Here is a 19,997-nt window from a genome sequence, read left to right as displayed (position 1 = left end):
GAGGGTCTGAAGTGTGCGCCCTGCGGTTCTGGCCGGGGCGGTTTCCGGCAGGGCCATGCCCTGCCGGTTGTTGCCGGTGTTACTCCGGCTTGTAGGCCACCAGGCACATCACGCTGATGCGTGTCCCGGTAAACATCCCCTCATGAGGTCCGGTCCAGCTGCAGTCCCATCCCGGCAACAGGTCTTTACGGTCGCTGCCCGCAGGCAGAATGGCCCCCAGACGCCCGCCCGCCTTCACCAGCTCCGCCGCCGCGTTAAGATGCGCAACGGCGCGCCCTTCGCTGTACGGCGGATTCATCACAACCACGTCATAACGGCTGGCGGTGTCCTGCGCCCACTGCAGAAAATCGGCTTCGATCACGTTATGCCCTTTCGCTTCCAGCACGCGGCAGCGCAGCGCGGAGACTTCCACACAGGTGGTCTGCGCCTTTGGCATCAGGTCGGCAAGGCCGCCCATGCCCGCGCTTGGCTCCAGGCAGGTATCCCCGCCCTGAATGGCCAGCTCATCGAGCAACCGCGCAGCCAGCGGGGCTGCTGTCGGGTAATACTGGTGCGATTTAACGTCAGGAAGCGCGCCGCTTAACTGGATGTCCTGAATAGCGGTTGTCGGGTCATAGTCAAATTCAAACCAGCTGAAGGCGTTTTTAGTCATTTTCACCCCGCCCAGGCCGAGGAGGACGGTTTCCGCCTGCTCACGTGCGGCATTATTCGCGTCAGAGCCCTTAAAGCGGCGGTTAAACGGATTTGTCGTGACCGGTTCGCGCGGTTCGTCCCAGCGGTTACGCTGTAGCGGGGTGGTTCGCTCGATCTCCATCTCGCCCAGCTCGCTCAGAACGGAAAACGGCAGCAGGTTAGTGCACAGATCAAAGGCTTTATGCTTCGTGCGCGGCTTCTGGCGGTGCTCAGCGGGAATAGCCGCCGGATACAAAAAGGCCAGAATGTCATTCAGCCGCCAGGCCATATCAGGATGAATTTCAAGGTGTGCAGTCCCCTTCAGGAACGCTTTTACGCGCAGCGCGCCGCCGTCCAGCGCCAGCCATTCCCCGGAGCGCTCACGGGCAATTTTCAGGATCTTATCCGTGGTGCGGTAGCTGGTCGGGTCGCGGCCCATGAATCTGGCGACAACCTGACGCAGGTCGTCAATGTAGCCGGTGCGTTCATAGTTGTTGCCGCCCCACTCATCATAAACGCGGTCTAAAATCATGCGTTTGCCGAACCCTTCCGGGCGGTTTGTGACGTGTTCGCGGGACAGATTGCGGAAAATCCCGTCAACGCGCTCAGCAAAAAATTTCTCACGTGAAAACAGCAGTTCTGTGAGCGTCACGCGTACGGTGTTTTCATCAAAGTCAGGCGCTTTCATCTCGCGGATCTGCTCGTTCCACTCGTTGCGGCGTTCGTTGGGCATGTACTCGTAAACGTCAGTCATGTTCAGCGCGGTCTGCCAGAATTCTGCATTCAGTGACGCCACAGCGCCCGGCAGGTCAAACAGCGTTCTCACCGGCGGCACGTTAAAACCACGGCCGTTGCTCAGATTGCCCCGGAGAAAATGCGACACGGCCTGGTCATTTTCGCCGCTGCGAAGGGTGGCTGAAATCTCATTCAGCTTTGCGCGCGTGAGGGCGTAACGGCCCAGCAGGCCATCAATCATGTCGGCCTCAACGGGCGCAAAAAAGTTGTCACTGATGACCTCTCCGGCCGGGGTGATTGTCGCGCGCGCGGTGTTTTCAGGGGTGGCGGTGGCGTGTGTGTTTTGCATGGCATAGCTCCTTAAGTCCGGCTGAATAATTGCAGCGGTGCTGCGGACCCGAAAAAGACCTTCTCTGACGCGGCTTTTATCTTTCCGGTCTGGCCTTTCGCGGCGAAGGGCAAAGGAGCAACGACGAAGAGAGGGCATAAAGGGGCGACGACAAAAAGTTTTTGCGGCCCTTTTGCAGAAAGTTTTTGGCGGCGTGCACTTCACCCCTTTTTGCACGAACCGGCGGTGCTACGACCAGCCCTCCGCGAAGGGCACGGCCGGATGCCGTAAAAGCCGTCAGAGACCGCAAGAGCGGTCGCCCCTGAAGCCCCGGAGGGGCGGTGAACGCACCGGCGCAAGCCGGTTGCAGGGGTTGACCTGGTAGTCAGCCATCAGACCCTAGCCGGCAGGCCCGGACCCCGGAGGGATCCGGCGGAGCTTACCGGGCAGGGGCCGGATAGCGGAGTGGGGCTCGACGACCCGGCACCGCCGGGGAGCCGAAGGGGGCCAGAGGTTTTGCGGGTGTAGCCCTGCGGCAGCTGCCCGACAGAAACAGAAAAAATCAGGGGGAAAGATTCAGAAAGCAGAAAAAAACGGGAGGATAAACGTCAGGGAGGGTCACCAGGAATTCGAAGGGATTGTCAGAAAAGTTTTTCTGTGTCAGCACTAACCGGGGATTAACGCTCCCTTCGATTGTGGGTGACTTTAAGTATTATGATAAATATCAGGCACATTACTGTTGAAATACAGGCAAAACTTAACGCCATATATGATGTTTCGGTCACGGCCTCAAAGGCGCCGGTTTCTACTTTTTCTGGGGCCCGGGAGCAGAGATAATAGCCATATCCTGCTAAGGCCAGACCAGCAACAGGAATGATTTTTCTGAGAGATATAGCTTTGTCAGCGGGCTTAGTGGCCTTTTTCCTGCATAACAAGGCAACGATCAGGCTGAACGCATAGCCGGCCCAGAATTGAAGAGTGCTGATTGATCCACTGGGCATCAGCGAACAAATCGCCACGTACAATCCGCTCAGTACGGTAGCCAAAACCCAAAGGCGCATATTTTCTCCGCTGAAAATGGATAACTTTACTGGGTAAATTTATTACCAAAAATCAGAAAGTTAAGTATGTAAATGCTGGCATATACTTTTGTATATTCAACGCTATAACTTTCCAGGTATGAGCATTTCGGCCTTCACATCGGCGCCAATTTTGCGCATTTCTTCCAGCACGCGGGCATATTCATCCTGTGATAGCGCAAGCTGCGCGGCCAGGTAGAACGCGGCGGGAATTGACATGGTGCGTGCAGGATTGATGCCAGTGTATTTGCGCCACTGATTTCCGTCTTTAACGCCGGAGAGCGCAGCCATCTGGCCATTCGTGCAGCCGAGCTGCTTCATCAGCAGCTCAAGCGAACCGGCAGAAGGGGGCGTGAAACTGGTTATTTTGTGCATGATTGAAGCGGGAGAGGTTTACCTCTCCCGTCAGTAATTAAGAGATGTATTTGATGATCAGGGCGGTCGCCGTTGCCACGGCACCCACCAGTCCGCTCGCCACCGCCAGCGGATACCACAGCGTTTCACGGTTAAACTTGTTCGCCTCAGCGTTCAGTTTCTGCGTTTCCGCCATGAGTTTTGCGATTTCAGCATTCGTTTTCAGTGCGTTAAGTTCATTCATATCAGTTGCAGACATCGGTCTCTTCCTTTACGGGGCCGGGACTCAGCCATTCTGAATCCCACGCAGTTATTATACTCCTGCACCGCCTGTTAAACCAGGTCCGTAGTTTATTATTTAATCGCTGGCAGCCAAAAACTGCTATCTGTCGGTTTTCATCTTTTGCGTATTCTAAGGCCAAAACTATCGACCCGGATCAACGGCCGGATGTTTCAGAGAGGCTTCCCTGCCCCTCTCTAATCAGCTATCGAGTGCTTTTCTGACCTGTGCGAGAGCCGCTGTTTCTGTCGGATACAGCCGGGCAGCCGCCCCCTCTCCGCCCTCGGTATCAGCCAGTCGCAAAAACTCGGCCGCTAGCCGGAGCGCTTTAGCCAGCGCGGCGGCCGGGACCGACGCGAGACGGGCCTGTTCCTGCTCAGCCCGCAGGTTTTCAGCCATTGCCTGAATGGTGGACATACCCACGCCGTAATAAAGAACATCATCGAGATGGGGGCCGCCTGGAAAACGGAAAATATCCAACGTAAAGCTTGTTTTTTAAGCAGTCATGTCAGGCAACTTTGAGCGATCAGCAGACGTTCGTAACTGAGTCACCAGCGATGTTGCTAACAATGCCGTGTGACAATTAACTGGGAACAGTTCATTCCCTATAACTCAGGACGTCTCCAGAAACCGATATGCAGCATGCCGTACCATGGGCTGGCAACCCAAGAAAAGTCTTAATGATGTTAAATTAATGTTTATTTTTCCTAAGTGGTAACTTTACACTGTAATTTTATATTTACATCACATGAATCAAATCACTGAATTTATTGACCTTTAAACCCCATCACTCAAAAATATTTACAAAGTGGACAGTAACGTAACGTTACCATGATAATGCACACCAACTGTAAGGGATTAAATCATGCTTAAAGTTCATTCATCATGTGTGTTCACTCAGAAAGCTATAAGTGAAATTTTTAAGGATTATATCGGGAAACTGAAAGCAAAATTTATCGTTCTCGACTCTGCCGCGTTCAATTCTGTAGGAGAGATGTTCCATCTCGCAAATTTTTATTCAATGTATAACAGGGACTGTAAAGTTGCAGTTATTCTGAATGACCGGTTTATCACTGCAGACCGCCACAAGTTGCACTGTGGCGTTCATGTAACCGATCCGCTGACAAGATGGTCATATGTTATAAAGAATATTTTAAACAATGAAGGTAGTCTTGATACCACCCTTAAATGCCTTGCGAAATACTCCGGTGAGGTTCAGCTTTCACGTCGTATTGAATCCGTGATGGACCTTATATCCCGGGGGCACTCTGTGGATAACATCGCCCAGATACTGAATGTATCCCCAAAGACAGTATATTCCTGCATTTCTAAGTTGAAAGAAATTTTCCATCAGCCAAATATTAATTATCTTTATTGTTTCTTAAATCGCTGTTTGCTCTAGTTATTAACTTTAGTAACCCCCGGATATGTGCCGCTCTGATTTAACAAAACAACCGGGAACTACAAGTTAATTCCCACACCAGGTTATCAACCAACTACAATACGAAAAATCATGAAAATAAAAAAATTTAAATTAAGCCTCCTTGTTATTTCTTTACTGGCAGCGCGTGGTGCCATCTCTTCCGCGACGTTCGCCGGAGACACAAACCAGTCCAGCACCAGCGATCCTGTCATGACTATTACGGGTGACATGTTTGTTGGCAACACCGTTGCCGGTGATATTCATAGTCCCAGTGGTACGTTGCTCCTGAACGGAGGGACCAAAGTCAACGTCAGTATCGGTGCTACCATCGGGCGACTGCCGGGTACCGCCGGGCGTATTGACATCACCGGGGCGGGCACAGAACTGAATGTCAGCCGTGCTCTGTATGTGGGTAATCAGGGGTCAGGCACGCTTAATATCACTGATGGTGCAAAGGTTATCAGTCATTCCTGGGGGGGGAACTCCGGCTACATTGGCACCCGTGCGGGCACCCTGGGCATGGCAAACGTATCAGGAGCCGGGAGTAGCTGGATAACAGACGGTACGCTCGATGTTGGTACGGAAGGCGAAGGCTTGCTGACGATTTCAGACGGGGCAGTTGTGGATGTCGGACAGTCCTTATGGCTTGGCCGCAACGCGGGCAGCAAAGGTACCCTGTTGGTCACCGACGGCGGTATTCTGAATATTGGTGCAAACTTTCTTGTTGGAATAAACGGCGACGGCTCGGCAGAGATCAGCAACGGCGGTAAGGTTAACGCCAGGGTGGCGAATATCGGAGAATCGCAGGAAGGCAGCGAGCTGCTTGTTACGGGAACTGGATCCGAGCTTAATACAGGAGAATACCTGAACGTTGGCCAGCAGAACGGAACCGCCGGTATGGTTGTTGCCGGCGGCGCCAGGGTAACCACCTCGCTTGACGGCACGACGCCCGGGTCAACAAACGGGCTTGATATCGGGTTTAAGGTGGGCGACTCGGGTACCGTGCTCGTCACGGGTAAGAACTCCGTTATCAACACGTTCGGCAGAACGGGACTGAGTGATCCTAACAGCACCAATTCATCATCAATTGGGAAAGACGGTTCAGGCGCGCTTACGCTTCAGAACGGAGGAACACTTGATACCTACAACGTGTGGCTTGCGGGTAGTGCCGGTTCCTCCGGGATATTGAATATTGGCGCAGCAAGGGGCGATGCCTCCGCCGCCGCCGGCAATCTGATCACGGATGATAACGGTGCGGTTATCGTCGGGCTGGGTACGGCTGAAATTAACTTTAATCATACTGACGCGGATTACATTTTCAATTCTGCTATCACCGGAGGAAGCTCGTTATTGACCGTGAACGTCGATTCCGGCACAACGATCCTCACCGGCAAAAACTCCTACACGGGCACTACCAGCATCAGCGGCGGGGAATTGCGTGCCGGTGCGGAAAACACCTTCAGCAGCCGCTCGGATTTCAGCGTAAAAAAAGACGCTATCATGGCGCTCAGTGACTATAACCAGACGGTACAGAGTCTGGCCAACGCAGGGGTTGTGTCACTCGGCAACACATCTTCCGGAGCAGTGCTGACCGTAAGTGAAAATTACTCAGGTGAGAATGGCGTGATGGTCTTTAACTCCGTGCTGGGTGGGGATGATTCCGCTACCGACCGCCTGGTTGTACAAGGCGATACCAGTGGTACCACGCGCGTTGCGGTTAATAATCTGGGCGGCAGTGGCAGCAAGACCGTAAACGGGATTGAGTTGATCACTGTCGGGGGAAATTCTGCCGGTGACTTTACACAAGACGGGCGAATTGTTGCCGGTGCCTATGACTATCATCTGACACGGGGCGAAGGTGAAAATGCCGGAAACTGGTATCTGAATAATCAGGAAATTGACCCTGGTCCTGGTCCTGGTCCTGGTCCTGGTCCTGGTCCTGGTCCTGGTCCTGGTCCTGGTCCTGGTCCTGAGCCGATGGTGCTGCGTCCTGAAGCGGGCGCATATGCCGCGAACTTTGCCGCAGCGGCAAACTTATTCGAAACGACGCTTGATGACCGCATGGGTGAAACGGCGTATACGGATGCCGTTACCGGTGAGCGCCGCCTGACAAGCCTGTGGATGAAGAATACCGGTGGTCATACACGCTCACGCGACGTCAGCGGTCAGCTGAAAACGCAGGCCAACCGCGTTTCCGTGATGCTCGGTGGCGACCTTGCGGCAGGCGGCTCATCACGTGGCGATACCTGGCGCCTTGGCGCGCTGGCCGGTTATGGCAACAGCCACGGTAAAACCCGGTCGGGTATTACTGGTGCAAATGCAAAAGGCGACGTTAACGGCTACACGGCAGGCCTCTACGGCACCTGGTTTGCAGACGGCAGCAGCGAGCGCGGGCTGTATGTGGATACCGTTGTGCAGTACAGCTGGTTTGACAATACGGTCAAAGGAGACGACCTGCAGGGAGAGAAGTACCGATCGGATGGCATCAGCACCGCGCTTGAAACCGGCTACGTGTTACCGGTGGGCGGCGAAATTAACAGCCGGTGGTTTATTGAGCCCAAAGCCAGCCTTGGGTGGTCCGGCGTGAAGGCTGGTGAGCACCGGGAAGCCAATGGCACCCGCGTGAAGGGGACGGGTGATAACAATCTTTCCTCGAGCGTCGGGGTGAAAACCTTTATGAAAGGTTACAGTAAGCAGGATGCCGGAAAAGGCCGGTTCTTCAAACCCTTCGCTGAAGTTAACTGGATCCACAATACGGAAAGCTATGGAGTGGATATGGATGGCGTGAACGTCAGTCAGGCCGGAACACGTAATGCCGGTGAAGTGAAGCTGGGGGTTGAAGGCCGACTGACGCCGCAGCTGAACCTGACCGGCTATGTTGGACGCCGGTTTGGCAGCAATGATTATGCCGACACCAGCGCCGTACTGGGCGTTAAGTACACCTTCCGTTAATCCCCCGTCCGGGCGGGCCTGCTGCATCAGCAACGCCCGGCCGGACTTTATACGTGATCGCGCTCACTTCGCCAGCCTTAAAACAACGCGATAACTCACTGCTGCCGGCCAGATTTTGTTCCGGGTTGTCATCCCCCCTTGTCCGGTCTGTAATCACTCTCATGCTGCCTGGGTTCCTGCATTTATGTGAGTGGCATCACATTTCACTATTATGATCCGGTATTATTAAATCAAGTTTTGTTTTTTTTATTTCCTGTATTGAAGTCAATAAAACTCAATTGAGCAGTATTTAAGTGCCGTTTAGTAAAATCGATGATGGCAGCATCCTGTTTCTGCAAGAAGTGCAACTGCCTTCTGAACAGGGTCAGTTATCATCGCGATGCTTCGGCGTGAAGGGAGGTTGTCATGATTCAAGCGTGCCCCCGCTCTGCTTCTTATCTTAAGATGACGGAGTTTATGATGTGACTTCCTTCAGGATCCTCTTTAGCTCATGGTTAGCGGCCCTCATTTATCTGATGTAAAGGGCTCGACATATTCAGCTTTCCGGGTCGGGCCACAGGAACGTGAAAAGTGACTAACCGAAAATGGACTTTATAGCCGAAGATATTCCGTTTATTTTTTTGTCTTTTAATGAAAAAAAAACCTAAAAACCTAAAAACATCTAAACTAGAAAAAACACCGTACTTTCTGGGGCCCGCCCTGAAATTTCAGATACAAAAAAAATATCGACCTTACTATAGCTTTCATTTAGTCAGTGTTTTTTTATTTTTAACCTGATTTTTATTATTTTATCCATCCTTTAACTCCAGGTACGACTGCCAATGAAAAACACATTAAGAGTCAGCCGGATCCACCTGCTTGTTCTGACCGCCCTCAGCTCTGCTGCCTATGGAAACGCAACGTTTGATGGTGATGTTAACCAGGTGAGCAGCAATTCCCCTTCGCCGGCTTATACTGGCAACATTATTGTCGGGAATACCGTGAGCGGTGGGTCCCCCCTGAATCCGGCAGGAACATTAGTGGTTGACGGTGCTTCTCAGGTTTCCGGCAATCAGGGTCTTTATATTGGTAACCTTCAGAACAGTAGCGGCCGCGCCACTGTAACCGGGGCAGGCTCATCATTGAACATGGCCCGTAATATCATTCTCGGCAGTGGCGCCGGCGCTTATGGTGAACTTGATATTCTGGACGGTGGTCTGGTTGGCGCAGCCTCGTTCAGTTCTGCCGCCGCGAGGATAGGCGCGGCGACGGGATCGGTCGGCATTGTTAACGTGTCGGGAACGGGTTCCGTCTGGAACAGTCAGGGCACCACGGTAATCGGCAGCAGTGGCGAAGGAACGGTTAATATCGGCCCGGGAGGGGCCGTTAACGCACTGACCCTGAGGATCGGTGACGGAACGGGCTCCGATGGCGTCGTCAATGTCAATGGCGGAACTCTTAATGTGAACGGCTCCCGCTCCATCGGCTATGCCCTTGTAGGTAACAACGGAACCGGTACGGTCAACGTAACCAACGGGGGCATTCTGACCAACAGCTATACCATCATCGGAGGGGCGGCGGGTGACGGTACCCTTTTCATTTCGGGTGCCGGCTCACTTTTCAGCAGCAATCAGAACATCCAGGCCGGGATCGGGGCAGCAGGAACCGGCCGGATTATCGTGGAAGACGGTGGCACGCTGAATACCGCGCTGAGCGGCACGCCTTCGAACGGTGAATCTCTGGTATTGGGTAACGTCTCCGGCGGAACGGGTACTGCGCTTGTAACAGGGAATAACTCCCTCATCAACGCTACTCGGGGGACAACCGTTATTGGTCGGGCAGGCGCAGGGAGTCTGACGCTGCAGGATGGTGGGGTGCTCAACACGGATGCCCTATCCATTGCCTCACAGACGACGTCCAGCGGGGTGCTTAACATTGGCGCCGCGGCCGGTACGCCCGCAACTGCTGCAGGCACTCTGTCGCAGGGGGCTGTGGTGACCTTTGGTGATGGAAACGGCACTGTTAACTTCAACCATACGGATACCGGGTATGTCTTCGCCAACCTCATTCAGGGAACCGGAGACGTTGAGGTCAGCAACGGAACGACCATTCTGACGGCCGCGAATACCTGGGAAGGAAATACCGAGGTAAATGGCGGAGCCCTTGTGGCAGGAGGCGAAAATACGCTCAGCCCGAATGCTGACTACACCATTTCTGATGACGCAGCACTTGAACTGACCGGCTTCAGCCAGACAACCGGCAGCGTGACAAATGGCGGGGTGATTAACCTCAGGGGCAGTTCCCCGGGAACCGTGCTGACGATTAACGGCGATTATACCGGCAACAGCGGGCTTCTTGAGCTGAATACGGTTCTGGGTGATGACGCCTCGCCCACCGACCGCCTTGTCGTCACCGGAAATACCGCCGGTAACACGAACGTAACCTTTGACAATCTCGGTGGCTCGGGCGCACAGACGCTTAATGGCATCGAAATCGTCAGCGTGGGGGGCATCTCTGACGGCATCTTCAGCCAGTCAGGACGTCTTGTTGCCGGTGCTTATGACTACCGCCTCGTTCGGGGTGCGGGAGGTAACAGCGGCAACTGGTATCTGAGCAGCTCGGTGGAAGATACGGGCGGTGGCGGTGGCGGCGATAGTGGTGGTGGTGGCGGTGGCGGTGGCGGCGATAGTGGTGGCGGTGGCGGTGGTGGCGGTGGCGGCGATAGTGGCGGTGGCGGTGGCGGTGGCGGTGGCGGCGATAGTGGCGGTGGCGGCGGTGAAGTCGTCAATCCGGGTATAACTCCTGCCGTGCCGGTTATCCGTGCTGAGGCCGGTGCATACGGCGCAAACTTCGCTTCGGCCAGCACCATGTTTAATTCGACGTTGTCCGACAGGCTGGGCGAAACGGAGTACACGGATGCCATCACCGGGGAGCAGAAGCTGACAAGTCTCTGGATGAAAAATACCGGTGGCCACACCCGCAGTGACGATGATTCTGGCCAACTGCATACCCAGACTAACCGGTACGTGCTGATGCTGGGTGGTGACCTGGCGACGGGTGAATCCAGTGGAGGCAGCGCATGGCGGCTGGGTGCCCTCGGAGGTTATGGGCACAGCAGGAGTAATACCCACTCCAACGAGACCGGTTACCGGGCAACGGGTGAAGTTGACGGATACACTGCTGGACTTTACGGCACGTGGTATGCAGAAGGCACGGATGAGAAAGGTCTTTATCTGGACAGCGTTCTTCAGTACAGCTGGTTTGATAACAATGTGACCGGTGAAGGGCTTCCCGAAGAGTCATATCGTTCAAACGGACTGTCTGCGGCCGTTGAGAGCGGTTATGTCTGGCAGGTACTCCAGCGTGAACGCCTGGGATGGTACGTTCAGCCTAAACTTCGCGTGGGTTGGTCAGGTATCAAAAACGATGAGCACCGGGAGGATAACGGCACCCTCATCAGCTCCTCAGGCAATGACAACGTCAGTACTTCACTTGGGGTGAAGACATTCCTGAAGGGTCACAGCGCAATTGATGAAGGTAAGGAGCGGGACTTCAAGCCATTCATTGAGGCCAACTGGATCCACAACACTGAAAAATACGGTGTGAACATGAACGACGTATCCATTGCCCAGACCGGCACCCGTAACATTGGCGAATTGAAGACTGGTGTTGAGGGCCGTATCACCCCACAGCTGAACGTAACGGGTGCCATTGGCCAGCAGATTGGGGGCGATGGCTACTCCGACACACAGGCTATGCTTGGCGTTAAGTACAGTTTCTGAAAACACACCGGGTATTACGGCTCAGTACCCGGTTTCACTTCATAAGCTTGCTGTCTGATTTCCACTCTAAGTTGCCTGTTATATACATATAAATCAGGATTCATCCAGAATATTTTCCTCTGTCCAAGCTGGTCTGTAATTAAAGCGCGTTTTTATATCATTCCAGCCTGCCAGGAAGGACATACCAGCACAGTAAATGGGGTCAGTTTGGATATCGAAAATTATTGTACGTTAAGGTGGGTTTTTTGTACCTCTGAGCGGTGGTAGAGCTTGACCACTTTGACAGGCAGCTTTGAGCGAGGAGCGAATGCCGCAGAACCATAATATAGCTGTCGACTAAATCTCTGACCGAACCGAAAAGACTGCATTCAAAACCAGGCCATCATCAATGGCTGAGGCTGCTTCATAAATTGCTTGGGTTGCTGACTCAATTGAATCCTCTCTCCCGGCGCAAGCGAGAGCTGATACTCAAATGCAAAGCTTGAGGATTTAATTCCTTCTCTTCGTTCTGACTATCATGCAGGTTAAAATATTCTTCATCTAACTGTGCGGCCAGCCATTCCAGTTTTGAAACCTGCTCGATCGATAGCTTATATCCTGATAGTAGTTGCCTGAGTGATTCGTCCACTACAGGCAGGTCTACCGGACAGATTTGAAAAGCGAGTTCACACGCCATTCTGATTGCACTTCTTCGTTTTTCTTAACTCACTACCTTCATTTTTTGTGCCAGGTGTTTCTCTGATATTTCTAAACGCTTCATTCTTTCCCTCTGGTATCGGCTTTCATACGTAATGCCAGGCATGTGACCTGCTCTCCATAAATGAATATATCGTAATGTAAGCAACGTCCGCTCCTGGCACAAAGCGGCCCGTCATACCTGCTTAAGACGCAGGCCTAGCGTAGGATAGTTTCCGTTTTCCAAGCGGCCCCCAGAGAGTGAAATATGGAAAATTAATTAATCGTGAAAAAGTGCAATTTCTGCACTTTTATTGAGATAATGGAATAAAGTTGATGGGTAAGGAGAAAGTATATGGCAGGTTGGCAACTGAGGCTCTGGCGCCGGGGCCTGCTCTGGAGCCGCGACAGGGCTGCCGAAGAGCTCGGGGTAAGCCTTCGCACGTACAAAGACTACGAGAATGCAGAACGCGTGAAGCGGGCGATTGCGCTGGCCACGGTGACGCTCACGCTGAGCAACATGCTGCCGGCACTGCAGTCTGAGCATGTCAGCAAGGCTCACATGGTGGATCTGCTGCAAAAAATGACGGCTGACGCGACCGGAAAATAAAAAAACACAGCCCTTCAGGTACCTGCCCCCAATTTCAGGGGGTCCGGCTTTCCTCCTCTTGCCATAAAATCCGCTCTCACCGATACTGTATATATAAACAGTGTTATTGGAGGGGGATTTTTATGCAGTCAGTTCAGTCAAAACGGCAAAGCTCACATCAGTTAATGTCGGGTGGCAGGTCATGAAGACGTTCATCCATTCTGAAGGCCTGACCCTGCTCTGGCCACCGGTGTTCATGCCGCAGGTGAAAGTCCCCCTCTTTGCTGAACCCTGCGCGGCTGGCTTCCCCTCCCCTGCCCAGGATTACGTCGAAAAGGAGCTCGACCTTAACGAACTGTGCATTCGCCGGCGGGCATCAACGTTCTTCGTTCGTGCAAGCGGCAGCAGCATGGAGGACCTCGGATTGTTTGACGGCGACGTCATGGTGGTCGATCGCGCTGAGGAGGCCTCACATGGGGATATCGTCATCGCTGAGGTGAACGGGGAGTTTACGGTCAAGCGCCTGCAGCTGCAGCCCCGCCTGGCCCTGCTGCCCATGAATAAGGCATACGAAACGATTTATCCTGAGGAGCTGCAGCTGCTCGGCGTCGTCACCTGGTTCTTTAACAGCACGCGCGCGCGCCGGAGGTAATCATGGCCATGTTCGGACTGGCTGACGTGAACTCGTTTTACGCCAGCTGTGAGGCACTTTTCCGCCCTGACCTCCGCGGTAAGCCGGTGATCGTTTTGTCCAACAATGACGGGTGCGTCATTGCACGCTCAGCCGGCGCAAAAAAGCTTGGAATTAAAATGGGGGCCCCCTGGTTCCAGATAAAAAGCCAGGAGTACGCAGAACGCGTGAATGTGTTCAGTTCAAATTACGCGCTTTAGTAAGTTACGTGGAATGCAACATTGATTGAGTAAACTTTGAACAGCAAAGCTGTTGTCAGAGGAGAATGCAATGCTGATTCCACCGAGTGAACACGTTCTGTTGCTGGCAGAGCGCTGGCTGCAACTGTTATCCGATCTGGGGCGGGCGCAGGCCACGCTAACAGCCTACCGCAATGCCCTCCGTCATTACTTTGCGTTCTGCAGCCAGAACGGAATTAAACCTGAAAAGGCGCGGTTTGAAGACCTGGCTGCCTATATTAGTCCTCAGTTACCCGGGATGCCTTTTTCCGCGGCCAGCGCCACGCTCCAGCTTCGCCTGTCGGCGATCCGCCTCTGGTATGACTTTCTCATGTACCTGGATCTTTGCACGGTCAATCCGCTGCCCCGATCCGGCACGCCCGGCATGCTGAGTTCCGGCCGGGGACTGGTTCCCCGCGTTGTAAAGCTGCCGCGCATTCCTGACGATGCGCAGTGGCAGTGTTTTCTTTATCATGCCGCCGCTTCCCCACTGCGTGACCGCCTGATGCTGGCATTAACCTATTACGGCGCGCTGCGTCGGTCTGAAATTACCTCGCTAAGTATTGACGACTTCGACTTTGCTCACCGGCTCATCCGCATCCGGGCAGAAACCACCAAGAGCCGGCGTGAACGAATTGTCTGTTACAGCCCGGCAGTAGTGCCAGTGCTGGCCGCGCACCTTATGCAGATGAAGCGGACCGGAATCGTAAGAGGTGCCCTGTTCCGTTCTGAGTCCGATCGTAATCAGGGCGGGCCGCTTTCATTCTGGACCTGGAGCAAAACGGTACGGAAATGGGCGCTTGAGTCTGGGATGCCGGACATCTCAACCCATACCTTCCGGCACCTGCGACTCACACACCTTGCCCGCGCGGGCTGGAAGTTGCACGAACTTGCCACCTATGCAGGACACCGCGACCTGACCACAACACAGATTTATATTCATCTTTCTGGCAGGGACCTGGCTGCCCGGATGGCTGGCGCGATTGAAACGGCAGATATCAGGATGGCGAACCTCATTTTCAGAACAGAGAAATAACATGAGCCCACACACACCGATTGAAAACAGCCGGCATCCGTTCGACATGACTGAATACCGGCTTGAGGCGTCACTGACCCTCGCTGAACGGACGGCACTGAGCAGCGCTCACAGCCGGTCCCGTATGCTGCGAACGAAGCCGGTGCCGGACCTCATCAGGCCGCTGATGGACATTGCCGCCGGAAGCGGATGCGGCAGCAAAATCACGGGGCTGGTGATAGCCGGATTGCTGCGCGAAATGCATGCAGACGGCATGCCCTGCTGGTGCTGGCCGCAGGAACGCTGGCTGACGCTGTGCCGGGAAGTCAGGGAGGGCCGTCCGTTAATGGCCGCTTTTGCCTGGCATCTGGCTGATTTGCATGACCCGCTCAGCCTGCCTGATATACGTAAACCCGCGCTCTATGCTTCTGCCATCTTCGGCCAGGCTTTTTATCACCAGGAGCTGGACCGGCTGACTGATACGCTGACGTCGCTGGGTTATGCCCCGACCAGCCAGAAAAATCATGTCTCGGGTATACTGGCAACACTGATGATCATGAACAGGGATCCCCGGCTTGAAACGTTTACGCCTGAACTCCTCTGGCGCGCCCAGAGCGGGACAGACAAGGGAATATCCCGTTACGTCGGCCGCGTTTCACATGCACTTGCCGCACTGGGGATTATCAGCGCCCCGGTGAGGATGCGAAACTATAAAAAATGGTACGAAAAGCCGGTCGAAGGCGTCGATCCGGCCTGGGTGCACTGGTGCCGGCGCTGGCGGGAAACGTCGGTGCTCAGGCCGCGCACCCGTGAAAGCCAGTACAGCTTTATTCTGCGCTGCGGCCTCTGGCTGAAAAAGGAGCATCCGGAGGTTCGGGAACCGGCAGACTGGACAATGGAAACCTGCGCCAGCTTCATTGCGGCGGTAGGCCGGATGAACGTGGATGAGCTTCAGCTGGGCACGGAAAGGGGCACCCGCAAATCGGTGCGCTCCGGCGAGCCCATGATGCCGCATTCCAGGGCGCATTTTATCTATTCTCTGCGCCGTTTTATGATTGATTACGAAAACTGGGGCTGGGGGCGCCTGCACTTCAGCCCTGCCCGCCATCTTTCCACACCGGATACGCCGCTGTTCCGTCGCGGCGTCAATCCCCGTGTTATTGACGATCCGGTCTGGCTGAAGCTCATCTGGGCCAGCCTCAATCTGCGTCAGGAAGATCTGCTCACTGAAATACATTATCCACTGGCCATGCTGCAGGCAATGGCCGTCATCTGGACCCATGCGGGGGTAAGAAAGAACGAACTGCTCCGCCTGACAACCGGGTGCATCGCGCCGCAGGCGGACGATATCGTGAAGGACGACGGAAGTATCATCCCGGCAGGAACCCTGTGTTACCTGCATATCCCTGCCGGAAAAACCTCAAAAGCCTTTGTTAAACCGGTGGCGGCCGTGGTGAAAAAATACGTCGACATATGGCTGGATGAGCGTCCGGCAGAACAGGCTTTGCTCGCTGACGAGCGAACCGGTGAGAAAGTCCGGCTTCTGTTTCAGTACCGGGGTAAGCCTGCCGGCAGCGCTATCCTCAACCGCACCGTGATACCGATGCTATGCGCAAGAGCGGGCGTGCCTTGTGAAGACAGTGGCGGAATGATAACCAGCCACCGGGGGCGGGCCTCAGCCGTGACCGCGCTGGCGAGCGTACCGCAGGGCATGTCGCTGTACGAACTGATGCAGTGGACGGGCCATTCAACGCCCCAGTCTACAATGCACTATCTTCGCATCCGCCCGACTCAGCTGGCTGCCTCGTTCGTCAAAGCCGACAGGGTCGCTCATATGATAAGCGTGCTGGTTGACCACGATCCTGAAGCCGCCAGCCTGTCCGGGCCCGCGACCTACTACGATCTGGGCGACTCATACTGTACGAACCCCTTCTGGAGCAGTTGCCCGCACCGGATGGCCTGCATCGGCTGCGATTTTAACCTGCTGAAGGATAGCGCGCGCGGGCTGATACTGGAGAGTAAAGCATCCATCCGGCGTTACCTCGAAGAGGTCCCGCTCACTCCCGATGAGAGAGCCATACTGGAGCAGGATGCTGAAAAGGTTGAGCAGGCTCTTACAAGATTGGGCCCACAATCCTGACTGCTCAGATGCTTACAATGTCAGGTCTGAGGGTATCAGTGCAGAATCAGTACAGATAACTGAACGCCGTATTTGATATAAAGCTGATTATAACGGGCGTAATGCCGTAACTGATGGAGCAGCAGATGAGAAAACAGAAGCGATGTATGGGATACGTGGCGGTCGTGGTCGATGACTACGATCGTGCAATTGAGTACTACACCGATAAGCTGGGCTTTACCCTCATTGAAGACACGCCGCAGCCGGGTAAGCGCTGGGTCGTGGTGACGCCGGCCCCTGACAGCGACTGTGCTATTCTTCTTGCCCGCGCGTCGAACGACCGGCAGGAAGGCTTTATCGGCAATCAGTGCGGCGGACGGGTTTTTCTGTTCCTGCAGACCGACGACTTCTGGCGCGACTACAATGCTATGAAGGCAAAAGGCGTCCACTTCTTTCAGGAGCCACGGGAGGAAGAATACGGAATGGTTGTCGTATTTGAGGACATCTACGGCAATCGCTGGGACCTTTACCAGAACAGGCAGGCCTGAAATTCTTTCACAGCAGCGCCTCAGGTGTACGGGAAGCATTACAAGCGTAAACCCTGTCAGGTCTGGCCTGCAGAGAGCGCTTCTGAACAATATACCTCAGTGCAGCGGTCACTGCACTAAGGTCTCCCTCGGGTTAACCACACAGCGTCATGATATAAAATCCGGCCGCCGTCATGGCCAGCGAACCCAGCACGTGTATCAGCACCGAGGCGGCTGCCCAGGCATAGCTGCCGGACTGCAGCAGGGCAAAAACCTCAGCCGAGAACGTGGAGAAGGTCGTCATTCCGCCACACAGCCCGGTGGTAATGAGCAGCCGCCAGGCCGGATCGAGGCCGGGATGGCGCAGAAAATACGCCAGCGCCGCTCCGATGATAAACCCTCCCAGCAGGTTGACCAGCAGCGTCCCCGGCGGCAGGTCCGGAAAAAGCGCGTTCAGGCGCGCGCCCAGCTGCCAGCGGATAACACACCCTAAAGCACCGCCGGTGATGACAGCAAAAAGCTGATTCACGTTCACTCCTTTTATTTTTTTATATTCAGAACATAACGGGAAACGACCTGTGCGGCCGCATCCATCTGGTATACGGCCGGCACGCCGGTCGGGATATGCAACTGTGCCAAGCTGTCGTGTGGCATGCCGTCCAGGAAGGCGGCCAGGGCGCGCAGCGTGTTGCCGTGCGCCACGACCAGAACGGTACTTCCGCAGAGTATCTGCGGCATCACGGCGTGCTGCCAGTAGGGCATGACGCGACGCAGCGTCATTTCCAGGCTTTCCGTCGCAGGCAGGTCGGCCAGCGCAACGCGGCTGTAGCGCGGGTCCCGACGCAGCTGCGCCGGAGCCCCTGCGTCCGCGGGGGGAATGCCGCTGAAGCTTTTGCGCCAGAGCCGGACGGTCTCTGCACCCATCATCCGGGCAGCCGCTTCCTTGTTCAGCCCCTGCAGCGCACCGTAGTGCCGCTCGTTCAGCCGCCAGTGTTTGTCCACGGGCGTCCAGCTGCGGCCAAGACGGTCCAGCACCCGCCAGACCGTGTGAACACAGCGCGTCATCACCGAGGTGAAGACCCGATCGGGCAGCAGGCCCGCGTCCCGCAGCACGTCACCGGCCCGGTCAGCCTCCTGCCGCCCCCGGTCCGTCAGCGGCACGTCTGTCCATCCGGTAAAACGGTTTTCCCGGTTCCACTGGCTTTCGCCATGGCGCAGGAGAATCAGCGTTGAAGGTGCCAAAGACTGTGCTCCTGTGCCGGCCGCTGGCCGTCCGGTGGATCTGTTACGTGCGGCGCACAAACGCATGAAGCCCCGCATAGTGAGCGTCCTCACCCAGCGCCTGCTCAATGCGCATCAGCTGGTTGTACTTTTCCACGCGTTCGCCGCGGCACGGCGCACCGGTTTTCAGGTGTCCCGCGCGCAGGGCTACCGTGAGGTCGGCAAGAAATGTGTCCGTCGTTTCCCCACTGCGGTGGGACATGAACGCGCCCCACCCGTGCCGCTGGCAGAGCGCCACGGCGTCCAGCGTTTCGCTAAGCGAGCCTATCTGATTGAGTTTAATCAATGCGGCGCTGGCGAGGTTTTCGTCAATGCCGCGCTGGATGTACTTCACGTTGGTGACAAACAGGTCGTCACCAACCAGCTCGGCCCTGCCCGCAAGCTGCTGGTGCAGATGCTTCCAGCCCGACCAGTCATCTTCTGCCAGGCCGTCTTCCAGCAGAATGACGGGAAACTGGTCCATCAGCTCGCCGTAGTACGCCGTCATTTCCGCCGCGCTCAGCGCACTGCCCTCCGTGCGCAGATGATATTTTCCGTCTGCGAAAAACTCACTTGAGGCAGGGTCCATGCAGATGCTGATGTCTTCTCCGGGCCTGTACCCCGCCTTCTCAATGGCCTGCACGATAAACGCCAGCGGGTCGCGGTTCGACGATACGGCGGGCGCAAAACCGCCTTCGTCGCCGACTGCCGCGGACAGGTTCTTGTCCAGCAGGATCTGGCGCAGCGCCTGGTAGACCTCGCTGCCCTGACGCACGGCCTCGCGCAGCGTGGGTGCCCCGTGTGGCGCTATCATGAACTCCTGAAAGTCCGCGCCCTGACCGCGGGCGTGCACGCCGCCGTTGATAATGTTCATGCACGGTACGGGCAGCAGGTTCGCCTGCAGGCCCCCCAGGTAGCGCCAGAGCGGCTCGTGCGAGGCCTGTGCCGCCAGCCGGGCAACCGCCAGCGACACGCCCAGAATGGCATTGGCACCCAGCCGACTCTTGCTCTGCGTACCGTCCAGCGCCAGCATGATGTTATCCAGCTGACGCTGCTCGCGCACGTCCCTGCCGCGCAAGGCTTCGCAGATTTCCGTATTAACCGTCCTGACAGCATCCAGTACGCCTTTACCGCCAAAACGGTGTACGTCGCCGTCGCGGCGCTCAGCGGCCTCGCGCGAGCCGGTGCTGGCCCCGGAAGGCACCGAGGCCCGCGCCATCATTCCGTCCACGGTCCGGGCTTCGACTTCAACGGTGGGGTTGCCGCGAGAGTCAAGAATTTCACGGGCGGTCACGTTATCCAGTGTAAAGCGCATAGAG

Annotated in this window: 17 protein-coding genes and 1 pseudogene; 9 read left to right on the top strand and 9 right to left on the bottom strand. The window is 55.5% G+C overall.

All coding sequences use genetic code 11. The annotated features are described in order from the left end of the window. Nucleotides 1–79 precede the first annotated feature (79 nt). The 5 genes from AC0IXH_RS24000 to AC0IXH_RS23980 form a co-directional block, all read right to left on the bottom strand. Nucleotides 80–1,756, bottom strand: a complete 1,677-nt coding sequence (locus AC0IXH_RS24000; protein ID WP_471721219.1) for a DUF4942 domain-containing protein — start codon at nt 1,754–1,756, stop codon at nt 80–82. Nucleotides 1,757–2,412: 656 nt separating this feature from the next. Then, entirely contained in the window at nt 2,413–2,796 is a 384-nt protein-coding gene (locus tag AC0IXH_RS23995) for a hypothetical protein (RefSeq protein WP_471721218.1), read from the bottom strand. 102 nt (nt 2,797–2,898) lie between these two features. Then, a complete protein-coding gene (locus AC0IXH_RS23990; RefSeq protein WP_471721217.1) occupies nt 2,899–3,135 on the bottom strand; it encodes an XRE family transcriptional regulator in 237 nt (78 codons plus the stop codon). Between the two features lie 91 nt (nt 3,136–3,226). Further along, entirely contained in the window at nt 3,227–3,427 is a 201-nt protein-coding gene (locus AC0IXH_RS23985; protein WP_471721216.1) for a hypothetical protein, read from the bottom strand. A gap of 222 nt (nt 3,428–3,649) precedes the next feature. Next, the gene (locus AC0IXH_RS23980) at nt 3,650–3,865 is read right to left on the bottom strand and encodes a hypothetical protein (protein ID WP_471721215.1); all 216 of its coding nucleotides are present in this window, start codon (nt 3,863–3,865) and stop codon (nt 3,650–3,652) included. A 448-nt stretch (nt 3,866–4,313) separates the two neighbouring features. On the opposite strand from AC0IXH_RS23980, the gene AC0IXH_RS23975 reads away from it, so the two are divergent. From AC0IXH_RS23975 to AC0IXH_RS23965, 3 genes are all read left to right on the top strand, one after another. Then, complete coding sequence (locus tag AC0IXH_RS23975; protein WP_471721214.1) at nt 4,314–4,850, top strand: LuxR C-terminal-related transcriptional regulator; 537 nt, start codon at nt 4,314–4,316, stop codon at nt 4,848–4,850. Between the two features lie 231 nt (nt 4,851–5,081). Next, entirely contained in the window at nt 5,082–7,823 is a 2,742-nt protein-coding gene (locus AC0IXH_RS23970) for an autotransporter outer membrane beta-barrel domain-containing protein (protein ID WP_471721213.1), read from the top strand. 821 nt (nt 7,824–8,644) lie between these two features. Then, a complete protein-coding gene (locus tag AC0IXH_RS23965; RefSeq protein WP_471721212.1) occupies nt 8,645–11,584 on the top strand; it encodes an autotransporter outer membrane beta-barrel domain-containing protein in 2,940 nt (979 codons plus the stop codon). Nucleotides 11,585–12,011: 427 nt separating this feature from the next. On the opposite strand, the gene AC0IXH_RS23960 is transcribed toward AC0IXH_RS23965, so the two are convergent. Then, a complete protein-coding gene (locus tag AC0IXH_RS23960; RefSeq protein ID WP_471721211.1) occupies nt 12,012–12,260 on the bottom strand; it encodes a hypothetical protein in 249 nt (82 codons plus the stop codon). A gap of 354 nt (nt 12,261–12,614) precedes the next feature. Between AC0IXH_RS23960 and AC0IXH_RS23955 the strand changes: the two genes are divergently transcribed. The 6 genes and pseudogenes from AC0IXH_RS23955 to AC0IXH_RS23930 all read left to right on the top strand — a co-directional run bounded on the left by AC0IXH_RS23955 (nt 12,615) and on the right by AC0IXH_RS23930 (nt 17,439). Continuing rightward, a complete protein-coding gene (locus AC0IXH_RS23955; protein ID WP_471721210.1) occupies nt 12,615–12,869 on the top strand; it encodes a helix-turn-helix domain-containing protein in 255 nt (84 codons plus the stop codon). Between the two features lie 181 nt (nt 12,870–13,050). Beyond that, nucleotides 13,051–13,500: a translesion error-prone DNA polymerase V autoproteolytic subunit gene (gene umuD / locus AC0IXH_RS23950; protein WP_471721209.1), complete on the top strand. Its 450-nt coding sequence runs from the start codon at nt 13,051–13,053 to the stop codon at nt 13,498–13,500. Between the two features lie 8 nt (nt 13,501–13,508). After that, a pseudogene (locus tag AC0IXH_RS23945) lies at nt 13,509–13,736 on the top strand (Y-family DNA polymerase); the annotation flags it as partial. 73 nt (nt 13,737–13,809) lie between these two features. Continuing rightward, nucleotides 13,810–14,793 carry a tyrosine-type recombinase/integrase gene (locus tag AC0IXH_RS23940; protein WP_010260799.1) on the top strand — a complete coding sequence of 328 codons (984 nt, stop codon included), beginning with the start codon at nt 13,810–13,812 and terminating at the stop codon, nt 14,791–14,793. Between the two features lies 1 nt (nt 14,794). Continuing rightward, entirely contained in the window at nt 14,795–16,912 is a 2,118-nt protein-coding gene (locus AC0IXH_RS23935; protein WP_013199813.1) for a tyrosine-type recombinase/integrase, read from the top strand. Between the two features lie 125 nt (nt 16,913–17,037). Beyond that, on the top strand, nt 17,038–17,439 hold the full coding sequence (locus AC0IXH_RS23930) for a VOC family protein (protein ID WP_010260801.1): 402 nt from the start codon (nt 17,038–17,040) through the stop codon (nt 17,437–17,439). 133 nt (nt 17,440–17,572) lie between these two features. Here the strand turns inward: AC0IXH_RS23930 and crcB are convergent, their stop codons facing one another. From crcB to eno, 3 genes are read right to left on the bottom strand one after another with little or no spacing between them, the layout of a single operon-like run. Further along, nucleotides 17,573–17,947 (bottom strand): fluoride efflux transporter CrcB, encoded by a 375-nt coding sequence (gene crcB / locus AC0IXH_RS23925; RefSeq protein ID WP_010260804.1) that lies wholly within the window; start codon nt 17,945–17,947, stop codon nt 17,573–17,575. Between the two features lie 11 nt (nt 17,948–17,958). After that, on the bottom strand, nt 17,959–18,660 hold the full coding sequence (locus AC0IXH_RS23920; protein ID WP_013199814.1) for a 2,3-bisphosphoglycerate-dependent phosphoglycerate mutase: 702 nt from the start codon (nt 18,658–18,660) through the stop codon (nt 17,959–17,961). Nucleotides 18,661–18,703: 43 nt separating this feature from the next. Next, the gene (eno, locus tag AC0IXH_RS23915; protein ID WP_010260810.1) at nt 18,704–19,993 is read right to left on the bottom strand and encodes a phosphopyruvate hydratase; all 1,290 of its coding nucleotides are present in this window, start codon (nt 19,991–19,993) and stop codon (nt 18,704–18,706) included. Nucleotides 19,994–19,997 lie beyond the last annotated feature (4 nt).

It is taken from the genome of Erwinia sp. AC075, from assembly GCF_979253995.1.
The sequence above is the reverse complement of the archived record's forward strand: the minus strand, read 5'-3'. Positions and strand labels throughout refer to the sequence as shown.

Excerpts from the sequence above, each read along its gene's own strand:
- AC0IXH_RS24000 (WP_471721219.1), bottom strand. The coding sequence starts at position 1,756 with ATGCAAAACACACACGCCACCGCCACCCCTGAAAACACCGCGCGCGCG.
- AC0IXH_RS23995 (WP_471721218.1), bottom strand. The coding sequence starts at position 2,796 with ATGCGCCTTTGGGTTTTGGCTACCGTACTGAGCGGATTGTACGTGGCG.
- AC0IXH_RS23990 (WP_471721217.1), bottom strand. The coding sequence starts at position 3,135 with ATGAAGCAGCTCGGCTGCACGAATGGCCAGATGGCTGCGCTCTCCGGC.
- AC0IXH_RS23985 (WP_471721216.1), bottom strand. The coding sequence starts at position 3,427 with ATGTCTGCAACTGATATGAATGAACTTAACGCACTGAAAACGAATGCT.
- AC0IXH_RS23980 (WP_471721215.1), bottom strand. The coding sequence starts at position 3,865 with ATGTCCACCATTCAGGCAATGGCTGAAAACCTGCGGGCTGAGCAGGAA.
- AC0IXH_RS23975 (WP_471721214.1), top strand. The coding sequence starts at position 4,314 with ATGCTTAAAGTTCATTCATCATGTGTGTTCACTCAGAAAGCTATAAGT.
- AC0IXH_RS23970 (WP_471721213.1), top strand. The coding sequence starts at position 5,082 with ATGACTATTACGGGTGACATGTTTGTTGGCAACACCGTTGCCGGTGAT.
- AC0IXH_RS23965 (WP_471721212.1), top strand. The coding sequence starts at position 8,645 with ATGAAAAACACATTAAGAGTCAGCCGGATCCACCTGCTTGTTCTGACC.
- AC0IXH_RS23960 (WP_471721211.1), bottom strand. The coding sequence starts at position 12,260 with ATGGCGTGTGAACTCGCTTTTCAAATCTGTCCGGTAGACCTGCCTGTA.
- AC0IXH_RS23955 (WP_471721210.1), top strand. The coding sequence starts at position 12,615 with ATGGCAGGTTGGCAACTGAGGCTCTGGCGCCGGGGCCTGCTCTGGAGC.
- umuD (WP_471721209.1), top strand. The coding sequence starts at position 13,051 with ATGAAGACGTTCATCCATTCTGAAGGCCTGACCCTGCTCTGGCCACCG.
- AC0IXH_RS23940 (WP_010260799.1), top strand. The coding sequence starts at position 13,810 with ATGCTGATTCCACCGAGTGAACACGTTCTGTTGCTGGCAGAGCGCTGG.
- AC0IXH_RS23935 (WP_013199813.1), top strand. The coding sequence starts at position 14,795 with ATGAGCCCACACACACCGATTGAAAACAGCCGGCATCCGTTCGACATG.
- AC0IXH_RS23930 (WP_010260801.1), top strand. The coding sequence starts at position 17,038 with ATGAGAAAACAGAAGCGATGTATGGGATACGTGGCGGTCGTGGTCGAT.
- eno (WP_010260810.1), bottom strand. The coding sequence starts at position 19,993 with ATGCGCTTTACACTGGATAACGTGACCGCCCGTGAAATTCTTGACTCT.